This window comes from Pseudaquabacterium pictum (assembly GCF_005403045.1).
GTDB lineage: Bacteria > Pseudomonadota > Gammaproteobacteria > Burkholderiales > Burkholderiaceae_C > Pseudaquabacterium > Pseudaquabacterium pictum.
Genome location: NZ_BJCL01000020.1, coordinates 1 through 25,963 on the forward strand (window position 1 = coordinate 1; position 25,963 = coordinate 25,963).

General features: G+C 70.4%; 22 protein-coding genes, 2 pseudogenes and 1 riboswitch. Of the genes and pseudogenes, 13 read left to right on the forward strand and 11 right to left on the reverse strand.

Annotated elements, in window-relative coordinates; genetic code table 11:
• Positions 1-121: pseudogene (locus tag FFT10_RS27850) on the forward strand (IS110 family transposase); the annotation flags it as partial.
• Between the two features lie 248 nt (positions 122-369).
• On the opposite strand, the gene FFT10_RS24250 reads toward FFT10_RS27850, so the two are convergent.
• Complete coding sequence (locus FFT10_RS24250) at positions 370-1,212, reverse strand: phytanoyl-CoA dioxygenase family protein (RefSeq protein ID WP_137735466.1); 843 nt, start codon at positions 1,210-1,212, stop codon at positions 370-372.
• Between the two features lie 93 nt (positions 1,213-1,305).
• On the opposite strand from FFT10_RS24250, the gene FFT10_RS24255 reads away from it, so the two are divergent.
• Together FFT10_RS24255 and FFT10_RS24260 are read left to right on the forward strand one after the other, a co-directional pair.
• Complete coding sequence (locus tag FFT10_RS24255; protein ID WP_137735467.1) at positions 1,306-2,589, forward strand: amidohydrolase family protein; 1,284 nt, start codon at positions 1,306-1,308, stop codon at positions 2,587-2,589.
• Between the two features lie 116 nt (positions 2,590-2,705).
• Positions 2,706-3,317, forward strand: coding sequence for a glutathione S-transferase family protein (locus FFT10_RS24260; RefSeq protein WP_137735468.1), 612 nt, complete (start codon positions 2,706-2,708; stop codon positions 3,315-3,317).
• 85 nt (positions 3,318-3,402) lie between these two features.
• Here the strand turns inward: FFT10_RS24260 and FFT10_RS24265 are convergent, their stop codons facing one another.
• Both FFT10_RS24265 and FFT10_RS24270 read right to left on the reverse strand, forming a co-directional pair.
• The gene (locus FFT10_RS24265; protein ID WP_137735469.1) at positions 3,403-3,954 is read right to left on the reverse strand and encodes a PEP-CTERM sorting domain-containing protein; all 552 of its coding nucleotides are present in this window, start codon (positions 3,952-3,954) and stop codon (positions 3,403-3,405) included.
• 66 nt (positions 3,955-4,020) lie between these two features.
• Positions 4,021-5,766: an FMN-binding glutamate synthase family protein gene (locus FFT10_RS24270; RefSeq protein WP_137735470.1), complete on the reverse strand. Its 1,746-nt coding sequence runs from the start codon at positions 5,764-5,766 to the stop codon at positions 4,021-4,023.
• Between the two features lie 78 nt (positions 5,767-5,844).
• Positions 5,845-5,920, forward strand: a riboswitch (SAM riboswitch).
• Positions 5,921-5,986: 66 nt separating this feature from the next.
• Between FFT10_RS24270 and metX the strand changes: the two genes are divergently transcribed.
• From metX to FFT10_RS24290, 4 genes are all read left to right on the forward strand, one after another.
• Positions 5,987-7,123, forward strand: coding sequence for a homoserine O-succinyltransferase MetX (gene metX, locus FFT10_RS24275; RefSeq protein ID WP_137735471.1), 1,137 nt, complete (start codon positions 5,987-5,989; stop codon positions 7,121-7,123).
• Positions 7,120-7,707, forward strand: a complete 588-nt coding sequence (gene metW, locus FFT10_RS24280; RefSeq protein WP_137735472.1) for a methionine biosynthesis protein MetW — start codon at positions 7,120-7,122, stop codon at positions 7,705-7,707. Before metX ends, metW begins: the two co-directional genes overlap by 4 nt.
• 73 nt (positions 7,708-7,780) lie before the next feature.
• Complete coding sequence (locus FFT10_RS24285) at positions 7,781-8,149, forward strand: VOC family protein (protein ID WP_137735473.1); 369 nt, start codon at positions 7,781-7,783, stop codon at positions 8,147-8,149.
• A 57-nt stretch (positions 8,150-8,206) separates the two neighbouring features.
• Positions 8,207-9,694, forward strand: a complete 1,488-nt coding sequence (locus FFT10_RS24290; protein ID WP_137735474.1) for a M20 family metallopeptidase — start codon at positions 8,207-8,209, stop codon at positions 9,692-9,694.
• 80 nt (positions 9,695-9,774) lie between these two features.
• Here the strand turns inward: FFT10_RS24290 and FFT10_RS24295 are convergent, their stop codons facing one another.
• Positions 9,775-10,116 carry a DUF4148 domain-containing protein gene (locus tag FFT10_RS24295; protein WP_137735475.1) on the reverse strand — a complete coding sequence of 114 codons (342 nt, stop codon included), beginning with the start codon at positions 10,114-10,116 and terminating at the stop codon, positions 9,775-9,777.
• A gap of 43 nt (positions 10,117-10,159) precedes the next feature.
• Positions 10,160-10,501, reverse strand: coding sequence for a DUF4148 domain-containing protein (locus FFT10_RS27855; protein WP_162520908.1), 342 nt, complete (start codon positions 10,499-10,501; stop codon positions 10,160-10,162).
• A gap of 241 nt (positions 10,502-10,742) precedes the next feature.
• Here FFT10_RS27855 and FFT10_RS24305 point away from each other — a divergent pair, with 241 nt between their 5' ends.
• Complete coding sequence (locus tag FFT10_RS24305) at positions 10,743-11,738, forward strand: LysR family transcriptional regulator (protein WP_137735477.1); 996 nt, start codon at positions 10,743-10,745, stop codon at positions 11,736-11,738.
• On the opposite strand, the gene FFT10_RS24310 is transcribed toward FFT10_RS24305, so the two are convergent.
• A complete protein-coding gene (locus FFT10_RS24310; RefSeq protein ID WP_137735478.1) occupies positions 11,727-12,824 on the reverse strand; it encodes an aminoglycoside phosphotransferase family protein in 1,098 nt (365 codons plus the stop codon). The two genes, FFT10_RS24305 and FFT10_RS24310, sit on opposite strands and share 12 nt — an antisense overlap.
• A gap of 111 nt (positions 12,825-12,935) precedes the next feature.
• On the opposite strand from FFT10_RS24310, the gene FFT10_RS24315 reads away from it, so the two are divergent.
• The 3 genes from FFT10_RS24315 to rsmA are packed head-to-tail and all read left to right on the forward strand — an operon-like array spanning position 12,936 to position 17,379.
• Positions 12,936-15,272, forward strand: coding sequence for an LPS-assembly protein LptD (locus FFT10_RS24315; RefSeq protein WP_228027290.1), 2,337 nt, complete (start codon positions 12,936-12,938; stop codon positions 15,270-15,272).
• On the forward strand, positions 15,269-16,612 hold the full coding sequence (locus FFT10_RS24320; RefSeq protein WP_137735479.1) for a peptidylprolyl isomerase: 1,344 nt from the start codon (positions 15,269-15,271) through the stop codon (positions 16,610-16,612). Before FFT10_RS24315 ends, FFT10_RS24320 begins: the two co-directional genes overlap by 4 nt.
• Positions 16,609-17,379: a 16S rRNA (adenine(1518)-N(6)/adenine(1519)-N(6))-dimethyltransferase RsmA gene (gene rsmA / locus FFT10_RS24325; protein WP_228027291.1), complete on the forward strand. Its 771-nt coding sequence runs from the start codon at positions 16,609-16,611 to the stop codon at positions 17,377-17,379. The genes FFT10_RS24320 and rsmA overlap by 4 nt, the downstream gene beginning before the upstream one ends.
• A 295-nt stretch (positions 17,380-17,674) precedes the next feature.
• On the opposite strand, the pseudogene FFT10_RS24330 reads toward rsmA, so the two are convergent.
• The 5 genes and pseudogenes from FFT10_RS24330 to FFT10_RS24350 all read right to left on the reverse strand — a co-directional run.
• A pseudogene (locus tag FFT10_RS24330) lies at positions 17,675-18,064 on the reverse strand (barstar family protein); the annotation flags it as partial.
• A 51-nt stretch (positions 18,065-18,115) separates the two neighbouring features.
• Positions 18,116-18,451 (reverse strand): guanyl-specific ribonuclease, encoded by a 336-nt coding sequence (locus tag FFT10_RS24335; RefSeq protein WP_228027297.1) that lies wholly within the window; start codon positions 18,449-18,451, stop codon positions 18,116-18,118.
• Between the two features lie 333 nt (positions 18,452-18,784).
• Positions 18,785-21,079 (reverse strand): NADP-dependent malic enzyme, encoded by a 2,295-nt coding sequence (locus FFT10_RS24340; protein ID WP_137735483.1) that lies wholly within the window; start codon positions 21,077-21,079, stop codon positions 18,785-18,787.
• A gap of 103 nt (positions 21,080-21,182) precedes the next feature.
• A complete protein-coding gene (locus FFT10_RS24345; RefSeq protein ID WP_137735484.1) occupies positions 21,183-22,532 on the reverse strand; it encodes a heavy metal sensor histidine kinase in 1,350 nt (449 codons plus the stop codon).
• Complete coding sequence (locus FFT10_RS24350) at positions 22,529-23,215, reverse strand: heavy metal response regulator transcription factor (protein WP_137735485.1); 687 nt, start codon at positions 23,213-23,215, stop codon at positions 22,529-22,531. Before FFT10_RS24350 ends, FFT10_RS24345 begins: the two co-directional genes overlap by 4 nt.
• A 181-nt stretch (positions 23,216-23,396) precedes the next feature.
• Here FFT10_RS24350 and FFT10_RS24355 point away from each other — a divergent pair, with 181 nt between their 5' ends.
• Both FFT10_RS24355 and FFT10_RS24360 read left to right on the forward strand, forming a co-directional pair.
• Positions 23,397-23,738, forward strand: a complete 342-nt coding sequence (locus FFT10_RS24355; RefSeq protein ID WP_137735486.1) for a DUF4148 domain-containing protein — start codon at positions 23,397-23,399, stop codon at positions 23,736-23,738.
• 73 nt (positions 23,739-23,811) lie between these two features.
• On the forward strand, positions 23,812-25,920 hold the full coding sequence (locus tag FFT10_RS24360) for a two-component system sensor histidine kinase NtrB (protein WP_137735487.1): 2,109 nt from the start codon (positions 23,812-23,814) through the stop codon (positions 25,918-25,920).
• Positions 25,921-25,963 lie beyond the last annotated feature (43 nt).

Genomic DNA, 25,963 nt, shown 5'->3' on the forward strand with positions numbered 1-25,963 from the left:
AGGCAAGCCGGGCAAGGTGATCGTGGTGGCGTGCATGCACAAGCTGCTGGCCATCGCCTACGGCGTGCTGCGATCTGGCAAGCCCTTCAATGCTGACCATCTGAAGCCAAGCGCCGCTTGACACGCACAACGGTGTCTTGACCTCCGCAAAGCAGGCCCTCCCGGCCCGGCGCTCAGCCACCACTGGGACCTTCGCCGCGCGCGGAGACGGTGGCTGGACGAGGACGGCGGGTGACTGGCTGACGTAAGTGGAGGAGGAGTCCTATGCGCCGCTTGCGGCGTGTAGGACGGGGGACATGGAGTCAGCCAGTCACCCGCCGGCCTCGTCCTCGCGCAAATCAAGGCATGTCCGCAACGAGCCCAAGCCCGTCAATCAAATCCTCTGACCGGGAACCCCGCAGCCCGCTGCAGCCAGTTGTGCGCTGCGTAGGTGGCACGGCCATCGGTGGCATGCAGGGTGTACGCGTGCCGCGACCGGTCGGACCGGTTCGGTGCGCTCCAGTGCGGCAGCAGGCCGTGGAAGACCACCAGCGTGCCCGCCTCGGCCGGCACCGGCACGGCGGTGGACCTGTCGGGCCAGGGCGTGGTGTCCAGTGCCTCCATGCGCACCGCATCGCCCTCGCGCACGAAGCGCTCGCGCAGCGGCCCGCAGTGGCCGCCAGGTTGCATCCACAGACAGCCGTTGTCCACCGTGGCGTCTTCCAGCGCAAACCAGAAGCCGGTCACCGTCGATGGCGTGGTGTCGAAGAAGCTGGCGTCCTGGTGCCACTTCACCTCGCCACCGATGCCCGGCTGCTTGAAGATGTACATGCTCTGCCACAGCTGCGGCTGCTGCAGGCCCAGGTCGGCCGCCAGTTCGGCCAGTGCCGGCCCGCGTGAGAAGGCGGCGAATACCGGGTCCAGGTCGTGCATCGCATGGCCGATCTTGTTGATCGACAGCGCCTTGGCCTGCCGCAGCCGGCCGGTGGCGTCGAACGCTTCCTCCTCGAAGAAGCACTGGATGCCCCCGGCCGAGGCCAGGAAGTCATCGCTGGCCGCACGGCGCGCCTGGTCGCTGGTGGAGAAGATGGCGCGGTGGCTGTCGGCGTCGAAGGCGTCGACGATCTCGCCGGCGCGCTGGCGAAGCGCCGCCACCTCGGCGGCCGACTTGAAGCCGGGCAGCACCAGGAAGCCGTCGGCCTGGTATCGCAATTGCTGTGCAGGGCTGAGCATGCGCCGATGTTGCCACCGCACGCACCAACCTGGAGACACTGCCGGCCCGCCGGGCGACACTGCCGGCCTCTTCCGACCACCGACACGCCCGCCATGCTGATCCGCAACGCCACCCTGCCCGACGGCCGCACCGGCATCGACATCCTGGTGCAGGACGGCCGCATCGCCGCCCTGGGCGACCACCTGTTCCACGGCCAGCCGGCCCCGGCCGGCAGCGACGACATCGACGCCGCCGGCTGGCTGCTGAGCCCGCCCTTCGTCGACCCCCACTTCCACATGGACTCGACGCTGAGCTACGGCCAGCCACGGGTCAATGCCAGCGGCACGCTGTTGGAGGGCATCGCGCTGTGGGGCGAACTGAAGCCGCTGCTGACCGAAGAGGCCCTGATCGAGCGCGCACTGCAGTACTGCGACTGGGCGGTGGCCCGCGGCCTGCTGGCCATCCGCAGCCATGTGGATGTGTGCGATGCGCGCCTGCTGGCGGTGCGCGCGCTGCTGGAGGTCAAGCGCCGGGTGGCGCCCTATCTGGACCTGCAGTTGGTGGCCTTCCCGCAGGACGGCGTGCTGCGTGCGCCCGGCGCGCTCGACAACCTGCAACGCGCGCTCGACCTGGGCGTGGATGTGGTCGGTGGCATCCCGCACTTCGAGCGCACCATGGCCGATGGCGCCGAGAGTGTGAAGATCCTCTGCGAGCTGGCCGCCGCGCGCGGCCTGCGCGTGGACATGCACTGCGATGAAAGCGACGACCCGCTGTCGCGCCACATCGAGACCCTGGCCTTCCACACCCGGCGCCTGGGCCTGCAGGGCCGCGTCACCGGCTCGCACCTCACGTCCATGCACTCGATGGACAACTACTACGTCAGCAAGCTGCTGCCGCTGATCGCCGAGGCCGGCGTGCATGCGGTGGCCAACCCGCTGATCAACATCACGCTGCAGGGCCGCCACGACACCTACCCCAAGCGCCGCGGCATGACCCGCGTGCCCGAGCTGATGGACGCCGGCGTCAACGTCGCCTTCGGGCAGGATTGCGTGATGGACCCCTGGTACGCGCTGGGCTCGGGCTGCATGCTGGAGGTGGCCTCGATGGGCCTGCATGTGGGCCAGATGACCAGCCAGGCCCGCATGCGCGCCTGCTTCGACGCGGTGACGGTGAACGCTGCCCGCGTGCTGGGCCTGCCGGCCGACGGCCTGGTGGTGGGCGCGCCGGCCGACATGGTGCTGCTGCAGGCCCGCAACCCGGTGGAGGCGCTGCGCCTGCGGGCCACCCGGCTGCTGGTGGTGCGGCGCGGCCAGGTGCTGGCCCGCACGCCGGCGGCGACGGCCAGCCTGGCGCTGCCGGGGCGCCCGGCGCGGGTCGACTGGACGCTGCCGCGATGATCCCCACACGCCGGTGCCTTGTCCGCGGCGCCCGGGGCGCCTTGGCTAGAATGAATTTCAGCGTTGTTTCCTGCCAGCGTGCTTCCCTCCAAACCCGGGCGACCTGACCCCCCACCATGAAACTCATCGGATCCCTCACCAGTCCCTACGTGCGCAAGGTCCGCGTGGTGATGGCCGAGAAGAAGCTCGACTACCAGCTGGTGATCGAGGATGTCTGGGGCAGCGACGCGATGCTGAAGATGAATCCGCTGGGCAAGGTGCCTTGCCTGGTGCTCGACGGCGGCGAGGCGGTGTTCGACAGCCGGGTGATCGTCGAATATGTCGACACCCTGTCGCCGGTGGGCAAGCTGATCCCGCCGTCCGGCCGTGAGCGGGTGGAAGTGCGCACCTGGGAGGCGCTGGCCGATGGGCTGTGCGATGCCGCGCTGCTGGCGCGCATGGAGGCCACCTGGGGCCCGCGCGAAGGCGCCCGCAGCCAGGCCTGGATCGACCGCCAGATGAGCCGCATCAAGTCGGCCGTCAAGGCGATGAGCCTGGGCCTGGGCGACAAGCCCTGGTGCAACGGCAACCACTTCACCCTGGCCGACGTGGCGGTGGGCGTGGCGCTGGGCTACCTGGATTTCCGCTTCAGCCACATCGACTGGCGCGGTGACCACCCCAACCTGGCCAAGCTGGCCGAGAAGCTGGCCGCGCGGCCCAGCTTCATCGACACCGCCCCGCCGGCCTGACGCGCCGCGTGCAGCGCCCATGCAAAAGGCCGGCATCTGCCGGCCTTTGCACTGGTGCGGCGCGCCAGGCGCGGCTGGCGCGCGATCAGCCGGCGCGGCGGCGCAGCTTCAGACCCAGGGCGGCGATGCCGCCCAGCATCAGCGCCAGGGTTTCGGGCTCGGGCACCGGGGCGGCCACGCCATTGAATTGCAGTTCACCGACGCTGTAGGAGCCGTCGCCAGCCAGCGCGGTCACGCGGGCAAGGCGGTAGAAGTCAGCGGTGGCCGGCTTGCTGGGGGTGAAGGTGTCCATGCCGAAATCGGCCGCGCCATCGAAGGCCAGCACCGTGTGGTAATCGACCCAGCTTGTGCCGTCGGTCGACAGGTCGACACGGTAGAAGTCGTTGTTGTCGACATTGATGGTGATGCCGGTGATCTGGTAGGCCTGGTCGAAGGTGAAGGTCAGGGCCTCGTCCAAGCCGTACCACCAGGCGGTTCCCTCCTGCCATGGCGTCTCGAATGCTGGCGTTTCGCCATCGGCCGCGAAGATGTCGTTGTTCACACCGGCCGAGCCGACCACCGTCATGCCCACCGTGGCGGCCTGCGCACCCACCGCACCCAAGGCCGCGACGACGGCGGCGATCTTCAACAGCTTCATGACCTGATCCTGGTTGGACTGCAAAACGGGCCGCCGGACAACCAGGCGACCACAATTCACCAGATGCTAGCTGTGGACGGCGATGGTGTGGGTGCTGCCAATCCCCGCGTCTGCGGGGGCGCTGGCACCCGGTTCGCGGTGCCGTCCGGCCGTGCGGCGGTCTGCCTGCTGCGCAAAGCTGTCCGCGCTGGCCTGCGGCCAGTAGGTGCTGAACACCGCATGCGGCCACGGCGTCTCGCCGCGCTCGGCCGCCAGCAGTTCGCCCGGCGCCACTGTCTGCAGCAGGCTGCTGAGCAGGCGCACCTCCTGGTCGCCGGTGCGGCGCACGATGTGGCTGGCGGTGATCTGCCGCGGATGCTGCAGGCCCGCGGCCTGCACCAGCTCGCGCAGCGCCTCCAGCGTGTTGCGGTGGAAGTTGGCCACGCGCGTCATCTTGTCGGGCACCACCAGCGCCTGCTGGCGCACCGGGTCCTGCGTGGCCACGCCGGTGGGGCAGGTGCCGGTGTGGCAGTGCTGGGCCTGGATGCAGCCCAGCGAGAACATGAAGCCGCGCGCCGAGTTGCACCAATCGGCACCCAAGGCCATCGCGCGGGCGATGTCGAAGGCGCTGACGATCTTGCCGGCGCAGCCGATCTTGATGCGCTGGCGCAGGTTCATGCCGACCAGCGTGTTGTGCACCAGGCGCAGGCCCTCCTGCATCGGCGCGCCCACATGGTCGGCAAACTCCAGCGGTGCGGCGCCGGTGCCGCCCTCGGCGCCGTCGACGACGATGAAGTCGGGCAGCAGGTCGGTGGCAGCCATGGCCTTGACGATGGCGAACCATTCCCAGGGATGGCCGATGCACAGCTTGAAGCCCACCGGCTTGCCGCCGGACAGGCTGCGCAGCCGGTCCATGAAGCGCAGCATCTCGATGGGCGTGTCGAAGGCGCTGTGCGCCGCCGGGGACACGCAATCCTGCCCCACCGGCACGCCGCGGGCGGCGGCGATCTCGTCGGTCACCTTCGGGCCCGGCAGCATGCCGCCGTGGCCGGGCTTGGCGCCCTGGCTCAGCTTCAGCTCGATCATGCGCACCTGCGGGTCGCGCGCATTGGCGCTGAACTTGTCGGCGCTGAACGTGCCGTCGTCGTTGCGGCAGCCGAAGTAGCCCGAGCCGATCTCCCAGATCAGGTCGCCGCCGTGCACCCGGTGGTGCTGGCTGATCGAGCCCTCGCCGGTGTCGTGCGCAAAGCCGCCGGCCTTGGCGCCGCCGTTGAGCGCCATGATGGCGTTGGCCGACAGCGCGCCGAAGCTCATCGCCGAGATGTTGAACAGGCTGGCCGCATACGGCCGGGTGCAGCGCGCTCCGCCGATGGACGTGCGGAAGTCGTGGCTGGCCACCGTGCTGGGTTGCAGGCTGTGGTTGATCCACTCGTAGCCCACGCCGTGCACGTCCAGCTGGGTGCCGAAGGGCCGCTTGTCGCTCTCGTTCTTGCTGCGCTGGTAGACCAGGCTGCGCTGGGCGCGGCTGAAGGGCACGGCCTCGCGGTCGCTCTCCAGGAAGTACTGGCGGATCTCCGGCCGGATCCACTCGAACAGGAAGCGCAGGTGGCCGATGACCGGGTAGTTGCGCAGCAGCGCATGGCGGGTCTGGCGCAGGTCGCTGATGCCGATGGCCAGGCCCGCGGCGCCGGCGGCCACCAGGGCCAGCGGCCAGCCCGGCACCGGCTGCACCAGCCACAGCGCCAGCCCGCCGGCGAGCAGCAGCGCCGCGGTGGCGAGGGTGAGGTAGCGGATCGGGAAGTACCGGTCCAGCGTGATCAACCAGGAGGGCATGCGGTCGATTGGACGCCGCGAGGTCGGCACCGATCGGTCGAACAGCGCCGGCCAAAGGCTGCATTTCCCGCTGATAGACTCCGGCGCAGCGCCGATTTGGTCCTGATTGCGGGCGCTTTAAAAATGCCGCTAAAAGTGTGACGCCCGACCCGGTGGACCGCTTGGCTAGCGGCACCGGGTTTTTTCTTGGCAGCTGTCACACACGCACTCGTCATCCACCATGGGCGCCCTCGGCCACGTCACTCCCCAGACCCAGCGCTTCGACGCGCCGCTGCCGCTGCGCAGCGGTGCGCAGCTGCCCGGCTATGAACTGGTCTACGAGACCTATGGCACGCTGAACGCCGCGCGCAGCAATGCGGTGCTGGTCTGCCATGCGCTGAACGCCAGCCACCACGTGGCCGGCACCTACGCCGGCCAGGACAAGAGCGAGGGCTGGTGGGACAACCTGGTGGGCCCCGGCAAGCCGCTGGACACCGACAAGTTCTTCGTCATCGGCATCAACAACCTGGGCTCCTGCTTCGGCTCGACCGGGCCGATGCACATGCATCCGGCCACCGGCCGGCCCTGGGGCGCCGACTTCCCGGTGGTGACGGTGGAAGACTGGGTCGACGCCCAGGCCCGCCTGCTGGACGTGCTGGGCATCGACCGCCTGGCCGCCGTGCTGGGCGGCAGCCTGGGCGGCATGCAGGCGCTGAGCTGGACGCTGCGCCACGGCCAACGCGTGGGTGAATGCGTGGCCGTGGCCACCGCGCCCAACCTGTCGGCGCAGAACATCGCCTTCAACGAGGTGGCGCGCCGCGCCATCATCACCGACCCCGACTTCCACGGCGGCCACTTCTACGCCCATGGCGTGGTGCCGCAGCGCGGCCTGCGGGTGGCGCGCATGATCGGCCACATCACCTACCTCAGCGACGACTCGATGGAGGAGAAGTTCGGCCGCCAGATGCGCGCCGCCGAGCTGGGCTATTCCACCCAGGACATCGAGTTCCAGATCGAGAGCTACCTGCGCTACCAGGGCGACAAGTTCAGCACCTACTTCGACGCCAACACCTACCTGCTGATCACCCGCGCGCTGGACTACTTCGACCCCGCGGCGGCGTTTGGCGGCGATCTGTCGGCGGCGTTCGCCGCGGCCCGGGGCAAGCGCTTCACCGTGGTCAGCTTCACCACCGACTGGCGCTTCTCGCCGGCACGCAGCCGCGAGATCGTCAAGGCCCTGGTCGACAACCGCATCGACGTCAGCTACGCCGAGATCGCCGCACCCCACGGGCACGACGCCTTCCTGCTGGAGGACCCGCGCTACCACGGCGTGCTGCGCGCCACCTTCGACCGCATTGCCCGGCAGGTGCAGCGATGAACGGCGTGACCACCGAAATGGAACTGATCGCCGACCTGGTGCCCGCCGGCAGCCGGGTGCTCGACCTGGGCTGCGGCGATGGCGCCCTGCTGGCCCACCTGCAGCAGGCCAAGGGCTGCACCGGCTACGGCGTGGAGATCGCCGACGAGAACGTGCTGGCCTGCGCCCGGCGCGGCGTCAACGTGGTGCAGCTGAACCTGGAGGACGGCCTGGCGCTGTTCGATGACCACAGCTTCGATGTCGTGCTGCAGCTGCAGACCCTGCAACACCTGCGCAACACCGAGAAGATGCTGCGCGAGACGGCGCGGGTGGGCCGCATCGGCATCGTCAGCTTCCCCAACTTCGCCCACTGGCCCAACCGGCTGAGCGTGGCCCAGGGCCGGATGCCGGTGACGCGGACGCTGCCTTACCAGTGGTACGACACGCCCAACATCCGCGTCGGCACCTTTGCCGACTTCGAGGTGCTGGCCCGCCGCAACGGCCTGCAGATCCTCGACAGCTTCGGCTTCCACGCCGGCCGCGCGGTGCGCCGCTGGCCCAACCTGCGCGCCAGCGTGGCGGTGTTCAAGATCGCCCGCGGCTGAACCGGGGCCAACCCGCTGGCGCGACCGGGGCCACCGGCCGTACGCTGGCCACCCCTGCACACCGGAGATCCCCATGATCGGTTACGTCTGCCTCGGCACCAGCGACCTGGAACGCGCCACCGCCTACTACAACGCCCTGCTGGCCCCGATGGGCGGCAAGATGCTGATGGACTTCGGCCGCGGCCGCGCCTGGGGCACCGCGCCCGACCAGCCGATGGTCAGCGTGATCCTGCCGTTCGACGGCAAGCCGGCCCACCCCGGCAACGGCACGATGACGGCGCTGATGTGCGGCAGCAAGGCGCAGGTCGACGCGCAGTACAAGCTGGCCATCGACCTGGGCGGCACCGACGAAGGCCCGGCCGGCCAGCGCGGCGAGGGCTTCTACGCCGGCTACTTCCGCGATCTGGACGGCAACAAGCTCTGCTTCTGCCACTTCGGCTGACCTGCACCGGCCCGCCGGCGCGGCGCTACGATGGCGGCTTCCCGCAAGGAGCCCCGCATGAACGCCCGTGATCCCCACCTGCCGCTGCAGCCCGACGAGGCCAGCGCGCTGGGCAGCTTTTCCCGCCAACGCTGGGACGAGGCCATCGTCCCGGCGCTGACCGACTACATCGCCATCCCGGCCAAGAGCCCGATGTTCGATGCCGACTGGGCGGCCCATGGCCACATCGAGCGGGTGGTGCGCGATGCCGCGCAGTGGGTGGAGGGCCGCAAGGTGCCCGGCCTCGCCCTGGAGGTGGTGCGCATCCCCGGCCGCACGCCGGTGATCTTCTTCGAGATCGCCGGCACCAAGCCCGGCGCCAATGACGCGGGTGCCGACACCGTGGTGGCCTACGGCCACCTCGACAAGCAGCCCGAGTTCACCGGCTGGCGCAACGACCTGGGCCCGTGGACGCCCAAGTACGTCGATGGCCTGCTGTACGGCCGCGGCGGCGCCGACGACGGCTATGCCGTCTACGCCACCATCACCGCGGTCGAGGCGCTGAAGGCCCAGAACCTGCCGCACCCGCGCATCGTCGGCCTGATCGAGACCTGCGAGGAAAGCGGCTCGCACGACCTGCCGGCCTACCTGGACGTGCTGCGGCCCCGCCTGGGCAACGTCAGCCTGGTGGTGTGCCTGGACTCGGGCGCCGGCAACTACGACCAGCTCTGGCTCACCACCAGCCTGCGCGGCATGGTCTCGGGCGTGCTGAAGGTGGAGATCCTCACCGAGGGCGTGCACTCGGGCGACAGCTCGGGCGTGGTGCCCAGCAGCTTCCGCATCCTGCGCAACGTGCTCGACCGGCTGGAGGATTCGGCCACCGGCCGGCTGCTGCCGGAGTTCTTCCACTGCGCCATCCCGGCCGACCGCGTCGCCCAGGTGCAGGACGCTGCCAAGATCCTGGGCGACCAGGCCTGGAAGACCTTCCCCTGGGCCTGCGGTGCCGACGGCACGGCCACGCTGCCCACCACCACCGATCCGGCCGAGGCCCTGCTGAACCGCCACTGGCGGCCCACGCTGTCGGTCACTGGCGTTGACGGTTTCCCGGAGATGAAGAGTGCCGGCAACGTGCTGCGGCCCCACACCGCCTTCAAGCTCAGCCTGCGGCTGCCGCCACTGGTGGATGGCAACGAGGCTTCGGTGAAGCTCAAGGCGCTGCTGGAAGACAACGCGCCCTACAACGCCAAGGTCACCTTCCATCCCGACGGCCGCGCCGGTGCGCTGGGCGCCAACGGCTGGAACGCGCCCAGCCTGGCGCCCTGGCTGGAATCGGCGCTGGACACGGCGTCGCGCGCGCAGTTCGGCGCGCCGGTGGCCTACATCGGCCAGGGCGGCACCATCCCGCTGATGAGCATGCTGCAGCAGGGCTTCCCGCGGGCGCAGATGATGGTCTGCGGCGTGCTGGGCCCCAAGAGCAACGCCCACGGGCCCAACGAGTTCCTGCATGTGCCGTATGCGCAGAAGCTCACCGCGGCGGTGGCCCAGGTGATCGCCGCGCATCCCTGATCGGCAGGCGCCGCCAGAAACACCAACGGGCCCCGCGGGGCCCGTTGTCATGCCTGGCCCTTGCGGGCCTGGGTGCTCGCTCAGCGCGCGGCCTGCGACAGGCGCACCGGGGCGGCCGGCGTGTAGCCGTAGACCTCGGCATTGATCGCCTTGATCTCGCCGCTGCCGATGGCCTGCAGCGTGGCAGCCTTGATCTCGGCGCGCAGGGCGCTGGAGCGCACCGGCTCCATGTAGCCGGCCGACCAGGCCTTGGTCAGGCCCGACTGGCGGGCGGCGGTCAGTTCGGCGCTCACGTCGGCACGGCTCTTGGTGCTCTGCGCGCTCTGCAGCCAGGTGTCGGGCGTGGCTTCCTGGGCGAAGGCGGCGCTGGCGCCCAGCAGGGCGATGGCGGCGGCGGCGATGCGTTGGCGGGTGGTGGTCATGGTGGTGTCCTGTGGATGGGTTGGATGCGGTGGGGCTGTCGGCTTACTTGGCGGCCAGGGTCGGGGCGGCGGCCGGCGTGAAGCTGTAGACCTCGGCGTTGATGGCCTTCAGTTCGCCGCTGGCGATGGCCTGCAGCGTGCTGGCCTGGACCGTGGCGCGCAGGGCGCTGGTGCGCACCGGCTCCATGTAGCCGGCCGACCAGGCCTTGGTCAGGCCCGACTGGCGGGCGGCGACGAGCTCGGCGCTCACGTCGGCGCGGCTCTTGGTGCTCTGCACCTGCAGCCAGGTGTCGGGGGTGGCTTCCTGGGCGAAGGCTGCGCCGGCGCTGAGCAGCGATGCAGCGGTGACAGCGGCGACGGCGAGGAGTTGGCGGGTGTGGGTCATGATGATTTCCAGTGGTTGCGTTGAACGAAAGCCGGAGCGTCGGGGCCCGTCAGGGCGGCGGTTCTGTCCGGTCTCGGTGAGTCGCTTGGTGTGTTCCGGCTCATCGATGGGGTGAACTGTAGAGATCAACCCTGATGGGAAAAACCAGCAGATCCGCAATGGTTCGTTGCTGATTTGGGAATAATCGCCTTTCAGAACCCAGATTACCGAAAGATTACAACTTTGTAATCCATAATCAGCCATGGACCAATTGCGTGCAATGCGGGTGCTGGCCAAGGTGGCCGACGAGGGCAGCTTTGCCGGTGCCGCCCGGGTGCTGGACATGGCGCCGGCCGTGGTGACGCGGGTGATCGCCGAGCTGGAAGAGCACCTGGGCGCGCGGCTGATGAACCGCACCACCCGGCGGCTGAGCTTCACCGAGGCCGGTGACGACTACCTGCAGCGGGTGCGCCAGATCCTGGCCGATGTGGACGAGGCCGCGGTGCGGGTGGCCAATGCCGTCGGCGAGCCGCGCGGCCATCTGCGGGTGCTGCTGCCGCCCGCGCTGGCGGTGCACCAGGTGGTGAAGAACCTGGCCGCCTTCCGCCGCCTGTATCCGCAGGTGACGGTGGAACTGCACTCGCCCGGCCCGGTGGAGACCATGGACGACAGCTTCGACCTGACCATCGTGGCCTCGCGCCGGCCGCTGGAAGGCGACTTCATCGCCCGCCGACTGGCCCGCACCGAAGTGGTGATGTGCGCCTCGCCCGAGTACCTGGACGCCCGCGGCCGCCCCAGCCACCCCAGCGAGCTGGTGCACCACGACACCCTGCTGCCACCGATCAGCGACCTGCAGCGCGGCATCACCTTCCAGGCCGGCGGCAACGGGCCCGATGACGCCCCGGCCGAGTCGGTCACCCTGGTGCCCAGCCGGTCGGTGCTGTCGTCCACCCACATCGACACCACCTATGCCGGTGCGCTGCACGGCCTGGGCATCGCCGGCCTGCCGTCCTTCGTGCTGGAGGATGCGTTGCTGGAGAACGCGCTGGAGCGGGTGCTGCCGATGTGGCGGCTGTTCTCCATCACCATCTGGGCGGCCATGCCCAGCCGCAAGCACCTGCCGGCGCGCACCCGGGTGTTCCTCGATTTCCTGATCGACCTGTTCGGCGGCGAGGACAAGGACCCCTGGCTCACTGCCGCCGGCTGCGAGACGCGGCCCTGGGCCGGGCCGCCGCCGGCCGGGCCGTCAGCGCAGTGAGAAGGCGGTGGTGGTCAGCGCGCCGGTCATCGGCTCGATCAGCCCGACCAGCGGCTTGAGCTCGCGGTAGCGCAGCGCCACCTTGGTGGCATAGGCGAAGAAACGCGGCAGGTCGGCCGCATAGGCCGGCTTGCCGTCGCGGTGCTTCAGGCGGCAGAAGATGCCCAGCACCTTCAGGTGGCGCTGCAGGCCCATCCATTCCAGCGCGCGCCAGCATTCGCCGAAGTCGGTGGCGAAGTCATGCTCGCCGAACAGGCCGGCCGCACGCGCCTGCTGCCACCAGCGGGCGGCCCAGTCGATCTCCTGCGCCTCGTCCCAGCTGTGGAAGGCGTCGCGCAGCAGCGAGGCGATGTCGTAGGTGATGGGCCCGACCACCGCATCCTGGAAGTCCAGGATGCCGGGATTGGGCGTGGCGATCATCAGGTTGCGCGGCATCCAGTCGCGGTGCACCACCACCGTGGGCTGGGCCAGGGCGCTGGCCACCAGGGTGTCGCACAGCCTGTCCCAGGTGGCCTGCTGGGTGGCCGTCCAGGTGATGCCGTGTTCGCGCTGCACGCACCAGTCGGGGAACAGCGCCAGCTCGCGGCGCAGCAGCGCGTCGTCGTAGGCCGGCAGGCCGGTGCCGTCCATGTGGCGCTGCCAGTGCACCAGGGCAGTCACGGCCTCGCGCATCAGTTGGTCGGCCTGGTCCGGTGCGGCGGCCTGCAGCGTGGGCAGGTAAAGCTGGCGGCCCAGGTCGGCCAGCAGCACGAAGCCCTGGTCCGCGTCGCTGGCCAGCACCGCCGGCGCATGCAGACCCGCGGCGGCGATGCGGCCGGCGATGTCGATGAACGGGCGCACGTCTTCCTGCGGTGGCGGCGCGTCCATCACGATGCGGCTGCTGCCGTCGGCTGCCTGCACCCGCAGGTAGCGGCGGAAGCTGGCATCGGCCGAGGCCGGCGCCAGGCTGTCGGCCTGCAGGCCCAGTTGCGCCGCCAGCGGCGTGAACCAGCGCCAGAACGCTGCCTCGCGCTGGGCATCGGGCCAGGCCACGCCGGTGGCGGCGGGCGGCTGGTGGGACGAGGACGCGGGCAGGGCAGACGACATAATCGAACGATTCTACGAACCGCCGGCGCAGCGCCTGGGGCACGGGCCCCGGCGACTGGCCGGTGTCGCGGTGGCGCCAGCCGGCCGGCCATCCTGTCTTCCCGCCCTGCCGTGCACCCTGTCCGCGCCGCCTCCACCGCCGTCTCCTGCCCCCGCCGCCTCGCGCTGATTCCGCTGGCCGCGGCGCTGCTGTGCCAGTCCGTCTGGGCGGCCGAGCCGGCGCCGCTGCAGCCCAGCACTTCGCTGGCGCCGGCGGCCGGCAGCGCGGCATCGCGTCAGCGGCCGATGATCCTGCTGGCCGACGAGGTCAAGGTGCGGCCCGACCTGGACGCGGTGGCCGAGGGCGCGGTGGAGTTCCGCCGCGCCGGCGTGCTGATCAAGGCCGACCGGCTGCGCTACGACAGCGCCAGCGACACCGCGCTGGCCAAGGGCAAGGTCTTCATCGGCCGTGACGGCGTGCGCTACACCGGCACCGAGCTGCAGCTGCAGGTGCAGCGCTTCGAGGGTTTCTTCCTGCAGCCCGAGTTCGAGTTCGACCGCGTCGGCGCCGGCGGCCGTGCCGACCGCATCGATTTCCTCGACAGCGAGCGCTCGCGCGCCTACAACGCCATCTACTCCAGCTGCCCGCGCGATGGTGGCGGTGAACCCGACTGGCTGCTGCGCACCGACCGCGTCAAGCTCGACTTCGAGGCCAACGAGGGCGTGGCCGAGGGCGCGGTGCTGCAGTTCCTGGGCGTGCCCATCCTCGGCCTGCCGGTGCTGAGCTTTCCGCTGACCGACGACCGCAAGAGCGGCTGGCTGCCGCCCACCATCGGGCTGGACAGCCGCAGCGGCTTCGAGCTGGGCGTGCCGTACTACTGGAACATCGCGCCCAACCGCGACGCCACCTTCACCCCCACCGTGCTCACCCGCCGCGGCCTGGCGCTGGACAGCGAGTTCCGCTACCTCGAGCCGCGCCACAACGGCCGCCTGCGCCTGCACCTGCTGCCCGACGACCGCACCGTCAGCAGCACCCGCTTCGGCTGGGAGATCGACAACGCCGGCTGGCTGGGCCGCTCCACCCGGTACCGCGCCAGGCTGCTGCGGGTGTCGGACGACAGCTACTGGAAGGACTTCCCGGCCATCGTGCCGTCCACCTCGCCGCGCCTGCTGGGGCAGGACGTGCAGCTGCAGCGCGAACTGACCACCGCGCTGGGCCCGCTGCAGGCCTATGCCCGGGTGCAGCACTGGCAGGTGCTGCAGACCGGCACCGGCAGCGACCTGATCGTGGCGCCCTACCAGCGCAGCCCGCAGCTGGGCCTGCGGCTGGCACCGGTGCTGCCCGCCGGGCTGCGCGCCTCGCTGGAAACCGAGGTCAACCACTTCACCCGCACCACCGGCACGGCCGACCGCAACGTGCCCACCGGCTGGCGCTGGCATGTGCTGGGCCAGCTGAGCCGGCCGTTCACCTGGCCCGGCGCCTGGCTGACGCCGCGGCTCACCCTCAACGCCGCCAGCTACAGCTTCGAGTCCCCCGGCCAGCCGCGGCAGCGTGATTCGCGGGTGATTCCGACCACCAGCGTCGATGCCGGCATGGTGTTCGAGCGCGACAGCCACTGGTTCGGCCGCGCCCAGCGGCAGACGCTGGAGCCGCGCCTGCTCTACGTCAACACGCCGTTCCGCGACCAGGCCGGCCTGCCGAACTTCGATGCCGCCGAGCGCGACTTCAACGCGGTGTCGATCTACGCCGAGAACGCCTTCTCCGGCATCGACCGCGTCAGCGACGCGCACCAGGTCACCGCCGGCGTCACCACCCGGCTGGTCGATGCGGCCACCGGCGCCGAAACCCTGCGCCTGGGCCTGGCCCAGCGCATCCGTTTCCGCGACCAGCGGGTGGTGCTGTCGGGCGACGTGCTGTCGCAGCGCTTTTCCGATGTGCTGGTCGAGGGCAGCAGTTCGGTCTTCAACCCCTGGAAGCTGGATGCCGCGCTGCAGTACAACCCCGACAACCAGCGCGTGGTGCGCTCGATCATCGGCGTGCGCTACCAGCCCGGGCCGTTCCGCACCCTGTCGGCCGGCTACCGGCTGGCGCGTGGCCTGTCCGAGCAGGTCGAGCTGGGCTGGCAATGGCCGCTGTGGAAGGGCCAGGCCACGCCGGTGGGCGCGTCCGGTGGCTGCGGCGGCACGCTGTATGTCGTGGGCCGGCTCAACTACAGCCTGCGCGACCGCCGCATGACCGATTCACTGGTCGGCGCCGAGTACGACACCGGCTGCTGGATCGCCCGCATCGTCTCCGAACGGCTGTCCACCGGCCGCGCCGAGGCCACCACCCGGCTGATGCTGCAGCTGGAGCTGGTCGGCCTGTCGCGCCTGGGTTCCAACCCGCTGCAGGCCTTGAAGGACAATGTCCCTGGCTACCGGCTGCTGCGCGAGCCGCGAAGCACCCCGTTCTCCAATCCCGAGCCATGACCCACACACCACCTCCTTCCGGCATCTCCGGCCGGCGCACCGCCGCCTGGGCCCTGGCCGTGCTGCTGGCCTGCAGCAGCGTGCAGGCGCAAACGGCAGGTGGCCGGGCGGCCAGCCGCCCTGGCGACTTCATCGTCGCGGTGGTCAACACCGAGCTGGTCACCGCGGTGGAGCTGCAGCAGCGGCTGGACCGGATCAAGGCCGACGCCCGCCGCGACAACACCCGTCTGCCCGACGACGACAGCCTGCGCCAGCAGGTGCTGGACGCGCTGATCGACGAACGGGTGCAGATCACCCATGCGCGGGAGAGCGGCCAGCGGGTGGACGATGGCGACATCGACCGCGCCATCGCCAACATCGCGGCGCAGAACCAGCTCACCGTGCTGCAGCTGCGCGACCGCCTGCGCGCCGACGGCATGGACCTGCCGCGCTTCCGCAGCAACCTGCGCGACCAGATCCTGGTCGAGCGGGTGCGCGAGCGCGAGGTCAACCAGCGCATCCGCATCACCGATGCCGACATCGACCAGGCCCTGGCTGCACGCCAGGCCCAGGCCGCCGTCGGCGACGAGCTGAACCTGGCGCAGATCCTGGTGACCGTGCCCGAAGGTGCGGCGGCCGACGTCGTGGCCCAGCGCCAGGCCCGTGCCGAGCAGGCCCTGGCCCGGCTGCGTGCCGGCGAGGATTTCTCCAAGGTCGCCCGTGAACTCAGCGAAGACGCCAACCGCGAGGCCGGCGGCGAGCTCGGCATGCGGCCGGCCGACCGCCTGCCGGACCTGTTCGTCTCCGCCACCAAGGGCGTGGCGGTGGGGCAGATCACGCCGCAGCCGGTGCGCAGCGCCGCCGGCTTCCACATCCTGAAGGTGATCGACCGCCAGGGCGACGACCCCTACAAGGTCACCCAGACCCGCGCCCGCCACATCCTGATGCGCGCCGCCGATGCCGCCCAGGCCGCCCAGGTGGCGCGCCGGCTGGAGACACTGCGCGCGCAGATCGAGCGCGGCGAGCGCAAGTTCGACGATGTCGCCCGCGAGGTGTCCGAGGACGGCAGCGCTGCCGGCGGTGGCGACCTGGGCTGGGCCTCGCCCGGCAACTTCGTGCCCGAGTTCGAGGAGGCGATGAACCGCCTGTCGCCGGGCGGCATCTCGCCGCCGGTGGGTTCGCGCTTCGGCGTGCACCTGATCCAGGTCCTGGAACGGCGCAGCGCCACGCTCGACCCCAAGGAAGTGCGCGAGCAGGCCCGAGCGCGGCTGCGCGAATCCAAGTTCGAGAGCACCTACCTGGAATGGGCCAAGGAGCTGCGCCTGCGCGCCTACGTCGAGATGCGCGAGCCGCCGGTGTGAGCCAGCACATCGCCCGCAAGCGCTTCGGCCAGCATTTCCTGGTCGACGCGGTGGTGATCGACCAGATCGTGCGGGCCATCGCGCCCAAGCCGGGCCAGCCGCTGGTGGAGATCGGGCCCGGGCTGGGCGCCATGACCCAGCCGCTGCTGGAGCGCTGTGGCGCGCTGACTGTCGTCGAGCTCGACCGTGACCTGGCGGTGCGCTGGCGCCAACGCCCGGGCGTCACCGTGGTCGAGGCCGATGTGCTGCAGGTCGATTTCGCTGCGCTGGCGGATGCCGCCGGTGCACCGCTGCGGGTGGTCGGCAACCTGCCCTACAACATCTCCACACCGATCCTGTTCCACCTGCTGGCGGTGGCGCCGCGGGTGGTCGACCAGGTCTTCATGCTGCAGAAGGAGGTGGTCGACCGCATGGCCGCCAGCCCCGGCGGCAAGGATTACGGCCGCCTCAGCGTGATGCTGCAGTGGCGCTACCGCATCGACGCGCTGTTCGACGTGTCGCCCGAGGCTTTCGACCCGCCGCCGCGGGTGGTGTCGGCCATCGTGCGCATGGTGCCATTGGCCACGCCGCCGCAATTGGACGAAGCCCGCCTGTCGGCCCTGGTGACGGTGGCCTTCTCGCAGCGCCGCAAGCTGCTGCGCCACACCCTGGGCCGCTGGCTGGACGAGCAGGGCTTCGCCGGCAGCTTCGACACCCAGCGCCGCGCCGAGGAGGTGCCGGTGGCCGAGTACGTGGCATTGGCGCAGGCCGTCAGCGTGTCGCCATGAGAAAGGCGGCCCGCAGGCCGCCGATCAAACCAAGTGGGCGCCGCGGAACCGGCTTTGCCGGGCCGCTGGGGCCGCCCCCCTGGGGGGGGAGCGCCGCAGGCGCTTCGGGGGGGCCTTGTCAGGCCGCGTTGAGCCACATGGCGGTGTCGAAGGCGCTGCTCATCATCGGCATGTTCATGCCGAAGTTGGGGTTGGCGCCGTTCTTCGGCGCGGCCTTCGGTGCGGGCTTGGCGGGCTCCTGCGCGGCCTCGTTGACACGCTCCCAGGCGCTCGACTCGTTGGCGCGGGCCACGGCGAAAGAGTAGAAGCAGCGGAACGGGATGCGCCGCTCGCCCCAGAAATCGGCCGCGTCGCGGAACACGTCGAGCAACTGCTCGCGGGCTTCACGGTCGAAGCGGGCGTTGTCGGGCAACTGCTCCAGCACCACCACGAAGCCGGGCTGGCTGCCGGCGCGGTGCACCAGGTCGGTCATGCAGTCGAACAGCGCGTCCAGGTTCTTGCCGAAGTGCGCCGGGAACAGGAAGGACTCGGCGATCTTGTCGAGCACGTCCTGCTTGGATTGCGCCTCGGTCAGGTTGGCGTACAGGAAATGCTGGCCAGCGCCTTCGGCGGCGGCCATCAGGTCTTCGACACGGTAGGCACGGATGGCCTGCACGATATTGGGACGGACGGTCTGCAGCAGCATGGTCACGTTCCTCCTGGCTCTAAGAGTGGTCGGTTCCGGATCGAGCGCCGCTCACTGCGCGATCAGCTTGAAGCTGGCGTAATGGTCGGCGGTGTAAAAACAGGCTTCAGGAGCAGTGGGCTGCTGGCCGCCGCACACGATGCGCCGGGCGCCGCGGTCTGGCGACCCCGGCGTGCGCACGGTGTACTCGCGGTAGAAGCCCCGTTCCGCGCGCGGCAGCAGCCGCTCCCGGTTGCCGAAGACCGACCCATCCTTGCGGTAGGGGAATGGTCCACCGGACAGGATGAGGCGGTGCGTGGTGCGTGCTTCCGGCGGCAATGCGGCCAGTGCCACGGTGCCCAGCGTGTCTGCCGGACCCCTGGCCTGCGCCGCTCCACCCACCAGCATGGCTGCCATCAGCAGCACCTGCCCAGCCACTGCCGACGATCTGGCCCCCCAGCTGCGCAGGGGATGCTTCATCGGTGACCGGCTGGTCTCGCAAACGGGTTCCACGGGTTGACCCTGAAATCTGAGTTGCGAATGCTACCGGAACGGCCCCCGGAACTCAAGCCGGTGCCTCAAATTTGGGCAGCCACCAGGGGAATTGAGTGGGTGCTCACAATCCAGAAACATGACATGAATCAGGGACTTACAGACTTGTCAAGTCCTTGACATCCGCGTTTTCATGGTCCCCGACCACCTGGATGCAGGTCGCACCAGACTGGTGCAAGCCGGCCTGACTCAACGGGCGGCGTTGGCGTCGGCCACCGTCAGCGCCGTCATGTTGACGATGCGCCGCACCGTGGCGGACGGCGTCAGGATGTGCGCCGGCCGCGCCGCGCCCAGCAGCACCGGGCCGATGGCGATGCCACCGCCAGCGGCCGTCTTCAGCAGGTTGTAGCTGATGTTCGCGGCATCGATGTTCGGCAGAACCAGCAGGTTGGCCTCGCCGTGCAGGGTGCTGCGCGGCATCAGTTCGGCGCGGTGGGCGGCGTCCAGCGCGGCGTCGCCGTGCATCTCGCCGTCCACTTCCAGCCAGGGCGCGCGCTGCTGCAGCAGCGCCAGCGTCTCGCGCATCTTCACCGCCGACGGCTGGTTGCTGCTGCCGAAGCTGCTGTGCGACAGCAGCGCGGCCTTCGGCTGCACGCCGAAGCGCAGCATCTCCTCGGCCGCCAGGATGGTGATCTCGCACAGCTGCTCGGCCGTGGGGTCGTAGTTCACATGGGTGTCGACCAGGAACACCTGGCGCCCGGGCAGGATCAGCCCGTTCATGCAGGCGTAGACATTGACGCCGGCGCGGCGGCCGATGATCTGGTCGATGTGCGCCAGGTGCTGCTGGGTGCTGCCCCAGGTGCCGCAGATCATGCCGTCGACCTCGCCCTTGTGCAGCAGCATCGCGGCGATCAGCGTCAGCCGGCGGCGCATCTCGATCTTGGCGAACTGCTCGGTGACGCCCTTGCGCTCGGTGAGGCGGTGGTAGGTCTGCCAGTAGTCGCGGTAGCGCGGGTCGTCGTCGATGTTGACGATGTCGAAATCCCGCCCGGGCTGCAGCCGCAGGCCCAGCTTCTCGATGCGGGTGTGGATGACGCTAGCACGGCCGACCAGCCAGGGCCGGGCCAGGCCTTCGTCGACCACCACCTGCACCGCGCGCAGCACCCGGCGGTCTTCGCCTTCGGCGAAGGCGACGTTGCGGCGCTGGGCGCGCTTGGCCTGGCTGAAGATCGGCTTCATCGCGTTGCCGGAGGCGTAGACGAAGCTCTGCAGCTTTTCCTCGTAGGCGGCGAAGTCGGTCACCGGCCGGGCGGCCACGCCCGAGGCGGCGGCGGCGCGGGCCACGGCCGGGGCGATCTTCATCATCAGCCGCGGGTCGAAGGGCTTGGGAATCAGGTACTCCGGCCCGAAGCTCAGCGTGCTGCCGGCGTAGGCGGCGGCCACCTTGTCGTCCTGCTCGGCCTGGGCCAGTTCGGCGATGGCGTGCACCGCGGCGATCTCCATCTCGTCGGTGATCGTGGTCGCCCCCGAATCCAGCGCGCCGCGGAAGATGTACGGGAAGCACAGGACGTTGTTGACCTGGTTCGGATAGTCCGTCCGGCCGGTGGCCATGATGGCGTCGCTGCGCACCGCGGCCACCTCCTCCGGCATGATTTCCGGGTTCGGGTTGGCCAGCGCGAAGATCAGCGGCCTGGCGGCCATGCTGGCCACCATCGGTGCCTTCAGCACGCCGCCGGCCGACAGGCCCAGGAACACGTCGGCCCCGGCGATCACCTGGGCCAGCGTGCGGTGCGGCGTTTCCTGGGCGAACTCGGACTTGTCCGGGTCCATCAGCTCCACCCGGCCCTGGTACACCACGCCGGCCAGGTCGGTGACGAAGATGTTCTTCTTCGGCAGGCCCATCTTCACCAGCAGGTTCAGGCAGGCCAGCGCGGCGGCACCGGCGCCCGAGGTGACCAGCCGGACCTCGTCCAGCCGCTTGCCCACCACCTTCAGGCCGTTGAGCAGGGCCGCGCCCACCACGATGGCCGTGCCGTGCTGGTCGTCGTGGAAGACCGGGATCTTCATGCGCTCGCGCAGCTTGCGCTCGACGTAGAAGCAGTCCGGCGCCTTGATGTCCTCGAGGTTGATGCCGCCGAAGGTGGGCTCCAGCGCGGCGATGATGTCGACCAGCTTGTCGACATCGTTCTCGGCGATCTCCAGGTCGAAGACGTCGATGCCGGCGAACTTCTTGAAGAGGACGCCCTTGCCCTCCATCACCGGCTTGCTGGCCAGCGGGCCGATGTTGCCCAGGCCCAGCACCGCGGTACCGTTGGAGACCACGGCCACCAGGTTGCCGCGCGAGGTGTAGCGCCAGGCATTGGCTGGATCGTCGACAATCTCCTCGCAGGCGGCTGCCACGCCGGGCGAATAGGCCAGCGCCAGATCGCGCTGGTTGACCATCTGCTTGGTCGCGGCGATCGCCACCTTGCCCGGGGTGGGGAACTCGTGGTACTCCAGCGCGGCACGGCGCAGCTCGGCGCGCTTTTCTTCCTGGTTGGGCATGGGTCGGCGGTCCTGAATCGGGGGGGCGGATTCTAGGAGTGTCGCGCCCGCGACGCGCCTGTCCATGCGCGAAACTGCGTAGCCCCCGAGGGGGTAACCGGCGTCAGGTCGCCAGGGTGAATCCGACCCGCGTGGTGCCGCTGGCGCTTTCGGCCACGGTGCGGCCGGCATGCATGCGGGCGATCGCCGCCACGATGGCCAGGCCCAGGCCGTGGTGCTGGCCGTCCTCGCAGCAGCGGGCGCTGTCGACGCGGAAGAAGCGGTCGAACAGCCGCGGCAGGTGGTCGGCGGCAATCGCCTCGCCGCGGTTCTGCACCACCACCTGCACCTGCTGCGGCTCGGGCGCCGGGGCGATGGCGATCACCACGGTGCTGCCCGGCTCGGCAAACCGGGTGGCGTTGCCCAGCAGGTTGGACAGCGCGCGCTTGACCAGCGGCTCGTCCACCGGCAGCGTGGCATCGCCTTCGATGCGCAGTGCCAGGCCGGCGTCTTCCAGCGTGGCCTCGTGGAACTCGCTGACCTGCGCCGCCAGCCCGGCCAGGCTGACCGGCGCGCCGCGCCGCGCCGTCACGCCGCGGTCGGCCTGCGACAGGAACAGCATGTCGTTGACCAGGGCCGACAGCCGCTGCATCTCTTCCAGGTTGGACTGCAGCGTTTCGCGCAGGGCCTGCGGGCTGCGCTCGCGCGACAGCGCCACCTCGGTCTCGCCGATCAGCGTGGCCAGCGGCGTGCGCAACTCATGGGCGACGTCGGCGTTGAAGGCCTCCAGCTGGCCATAGGCCTGCTGCAGCCGGTCCATCAGCGCGTTGAACTGCACGATCCAGGGCGACAGCTCCTCGGCCGGATCGGCCAGCGCCAGCCGCTGGTCCAGCTGGCGCGGCGAGATGGCACGGGTCTGAGCGGCCAGCAGGTTCAGCGGCTTGAGGCTGCGGCGCACGAACCAGGCGGAACCCAGCGCCACGACCACGCCGGCCATCAGCGTGACCACGCTGAGGATGATGGCCCAGCGCGCGCCGAGCTTGGCGCTGCTGGTGAAGTCCACCGAGTAGCGCGCGCGCAGCTGACCGCCGGGCAGGCCGGGAGCGTCGATGGCGAACTCGTGGGCGCGCACATGCTCGCTGGCCTGCATCGACGCCGGCGTGGCGTCTGCGTAGAACAGCTGGCCGTCCGGTCGCCACACTTCCAACCGGGTGCGGGCGCGCATCGGTGCGTCGGTGTGCAGGCGCTGCAGCACCGCGGTCTCGCCGCCGTTCTGCGCCTCCAGGCTCAGGATGTCGGCCAGCAGGTCGCAGCGCACGCCGAGGTCCTGCAGGTTGCGCTGCTTGACCATCATCGCCACCGAGAACCAGCTGGCGGAGGACACCATGCCGATGACGATGGCGGTGAAGATGGCGAGCTTCTTCGACAGCCGGTGGGCGATCGAGTGGCTGCAGAGCATCGTCGGGCAGCTCATGGTGCACGGTCTTCCAGCACGTAGCCCATGCCGCGCACCGTGTGCAGCAGCTTGTGGGGGAAGGGGTCGTCCAGCTTGGCACGCAGGCGGCGCACGGCCACCTCGACGATGTTGGTGTCGGAGTCGAAGTTCATGTCCCACACCTGCTCGGCCAGCGTGGTGCGCGACAGGATCTGCCCGCGCCGGCGCAGCAGCAGGGCCAGCAGCTTGAACTCCTTGGCGGTCAGGTCCAGCCGCTCGCTGCCGCGCTCGGCGCGGCGGCTCAGCAGGTCCAGCCGCAGGTCGGCCAGCTGCAGTTCGGTGGCCGGTGCGGCGCCGGCCTGCTGGCCGCGGCGCAACAGCGCACCCACGCGGGCCAGCAGCTCGCTGAAGGCGAAGGGCTTGACGAGGTAGTCGTCGGCGCCTTGCTCCAGGCCGCGCACACGGTCTTCGACCCGGTCGCGGGCGGTGAGCATCAGCACCGGCAGGCTGCGCTTCTCGGCGCGGATGGCCTGCAGCACACCGAAGCCGTCGACGCCAGGCAGCATCACGTCGAGCAGCACCAGGTCGTAGTCGCCGCCGGTGGCCAGGCGCCGGCCTTCGATGCCGTCGTGTGCCACGTCGACCACATGGCCGTTCTCGCCCAGGCCCTTGTGCAGGTACTGGGCGAGCTTCACCTCATCTTCGATCACCAGGAGTCGCATCGGCCGTGATGGTGCCACCGCCGGCGCCGGTGGTGGATGACGTTTTTGTCATGTGGCTGTTCGGCGTGCGTCGGTTGCGCTCTTCAAACTTCGTTCCGTGGTCGGCGCTGTGACAGCACTGCAAGGCCACCAGCAACCGACCGGAACCATCCACGCCAACCCACCCTTGAAGGACACCACCATGAACGCCACCCAATCCCTGATCGCCGCCATCGCCCTGACCGCCGCTGCCGCCGGCTCGGCCTTCGCCCAGGAAGCCACGCCCGACAGCTGGCTGCAGGGCGTGCAGAGCACCAAGACCCGCGCCGAGGTCGGCGCCGAGCTGACCGCCGCCCGCCAGAGCGGCCTGACCAAGGCCTGGTCGGCCGGCTACATGGAGCCGGTGCGCAGCACCGCGCTGCGCGCCTCGGTGAAGGCCAGCACGCTGCAGGCCATCCAGTCTGGCGAACAGCGCGCGATCAACGCCGAGGTCTACAGCCACCTGCCGGCCGGTGCCGTGCTGGTGGGCCAGGCCGCCCGCTGATGGACCGAAGCCCGGCCATGCGCACAACTGCGTAGGCCGGGCCCGCTGCCGGCGGGAAATACTGGCGGTCCTGATGACCGCCGTTGCGCCGCCCGCCACCCCAGCATCCGCACCACCCCAGGACAGCCCCCGCTCGCGGCGGCTGTTGCTGTGGGTGGCGCTGGTCGTGCTGCTGGTGGTGGCGCAATCGCTGCTGGTGCTGCTGACGCTGCGCTACGAGCAGGCCCGCGCCCAGGAGCGCACCGACGACCAGGCCACCGCGGCGCAGGGCGAGATCCGCCGCCGCGCCCAGTTGGTGCTGCAGGGCCTGCAGGGCCTGCAGACACGCGAGGCCGATGCCCAGGCCTGGCAGCGCCATGCCGAGACGCTGCTGCGCAGCCAGCGCGAGATCGGCCGCATCGAGCGCCGCGACGCGCGGCTGCGCATCCTGGAAGCAGCTGACTCGCCGTTCCGCGAGCCGCTGTTCCAGCGCATGTCGCGTGCCGAGATGGCGCTGGAGGCCGAGGTGGCCTGCGGCATCGCCCGCCGGCTGGCCACGCCGGCGTTTTCGCGCAGCCAGTTCGTGCCGCTGCCCGGCGGCCTGGGCGCCGAGGTGGTGGATGTCTGCGTGCCGGTGCAGCAGGCCGGCGAGCTGGTCGGCTTCCATGTGGCCACGCTGCTGTTGTCACAGTGGCTGGACGAGGTGCGCGGCAGCGATGCCGGGCGCAGCCATGAGCTGAGCTTCATCGAAGGCGATGGCACCCGCCTGGCGCGCAGCGGCGCGGTGCGTGGCGCCGGCGTCTATGTGGCCGAGCGGGTGGTCGACCTGCCCGGCTCGCCGCTGCAGCTGCGGGTGGATGCGGCCGAGCGCGCGCCCAGCCTGATCCCCAACCTCGCCACCGCCCTGGTGATGGGCCTGTCGATCGCGCTGTTCGCGGTGGTGCTGCTGCTGGTGCGCGACGGCCGCCGCCGCGCCGCCGCCGAGGAGGCGCTGGCCGAATCGCTGGGCTTCCGCAAGGCGATGGAGGATTCGCTGCTGACCGGCCTGCGCGCCCGCGATCGCCAGGGCCGCATCGTCTACGTCAACCCGGCGTTCTGCCGCATGGTCGGCTTCAGTGCCGACGAGCTGCAGCACGCCACGCTGCCGCCGTACTGGCCGCCCGAGCACGCGGCCGACTACCAGCGCCGCCAGGCCGAGCGCCAGGCCGCGGCCACCGACGAAGAGCAGCCGCACCAGGGCTACGAGACGGTGTTCATGCGCAAGGACGGCGAGCGCTTCCCGGTGATGATCTACGAGGCGCCGCTGGTCACCGGCACCGGCAAGCAGACCGGCTGGATGAGCGCGGTGCTCGACCTGTCGTCGCAGCGCCGGGTGGAAGACCTGTCGCGCCAGCAGCAGGAGCGGCTGCAGGCCACCGCCCGCCTGGCCAGCGTGGGCGAGATGGCCTCGCTGCTCAGCCATGAGCTGAACCAGCCGCTGTCGGCCATCGCCAGCTATGCCACCGGCTCGCTGAACCTGGTGCATGCGCCGGCGCTGCCGGGCCAGGACCCCGATCGGCCCGATCCCGACCTGCTGCCCTCGCTGCAGCATGCGCTGGAGCGCATCGCCGAGCAGGCCGAGCGTGCCGGCCGGGTGATCAAGAGCGTGCACGACTTCGTGCGCCGCCGCCACCAGGCCCATGAGGTGATCGCCGCAGACCTGCTGATCGAGTCGGTGCTGCCGCTGGTGCGGCTGCAGGCACGCAAGAGCGGCGCGCGGGTCGAGCTGGACATCGCACAGCCGGTGCCGCGGGTCAAGGTCGACCGCACGATGGTGGAGCAGGTGCTGCTGAACCTGGCGCGCAACGGCATCCAGGCGATGGAGGCCGACACGCCACTGGCCGAGCGGGTGCTGACGCTGCGCGTGCGGCTGGCGCCCGCGGCGGCTGGCACGCCGGGCCGCTGGGTGGTGTTCTCGGTGGTCGATGCCGGCCCCGGCATCCCGGCCGAGGTGGCGCAGCGGCTGTTCACCCCGTTCTTCACCACCAAGCCCGAGGGCATGGGCCTGGGCCTGTCGTTGTGCCGCACGGTGGTGGAGCAGCATGGCGGTGCGATGGACTTCGAGAATCTGCCGCCGCGGCCAGGTGACGCCAGTGGCCGCGCCGGCGGCACCGGGTTCCGCTTCACCCTGCCGCAGCTGGTGGGCCGTCCACCGGCCGGCTGACGCCGCCCCGGGATCGCCCGTGGCGCTGCCTGGCCCGCCGTGC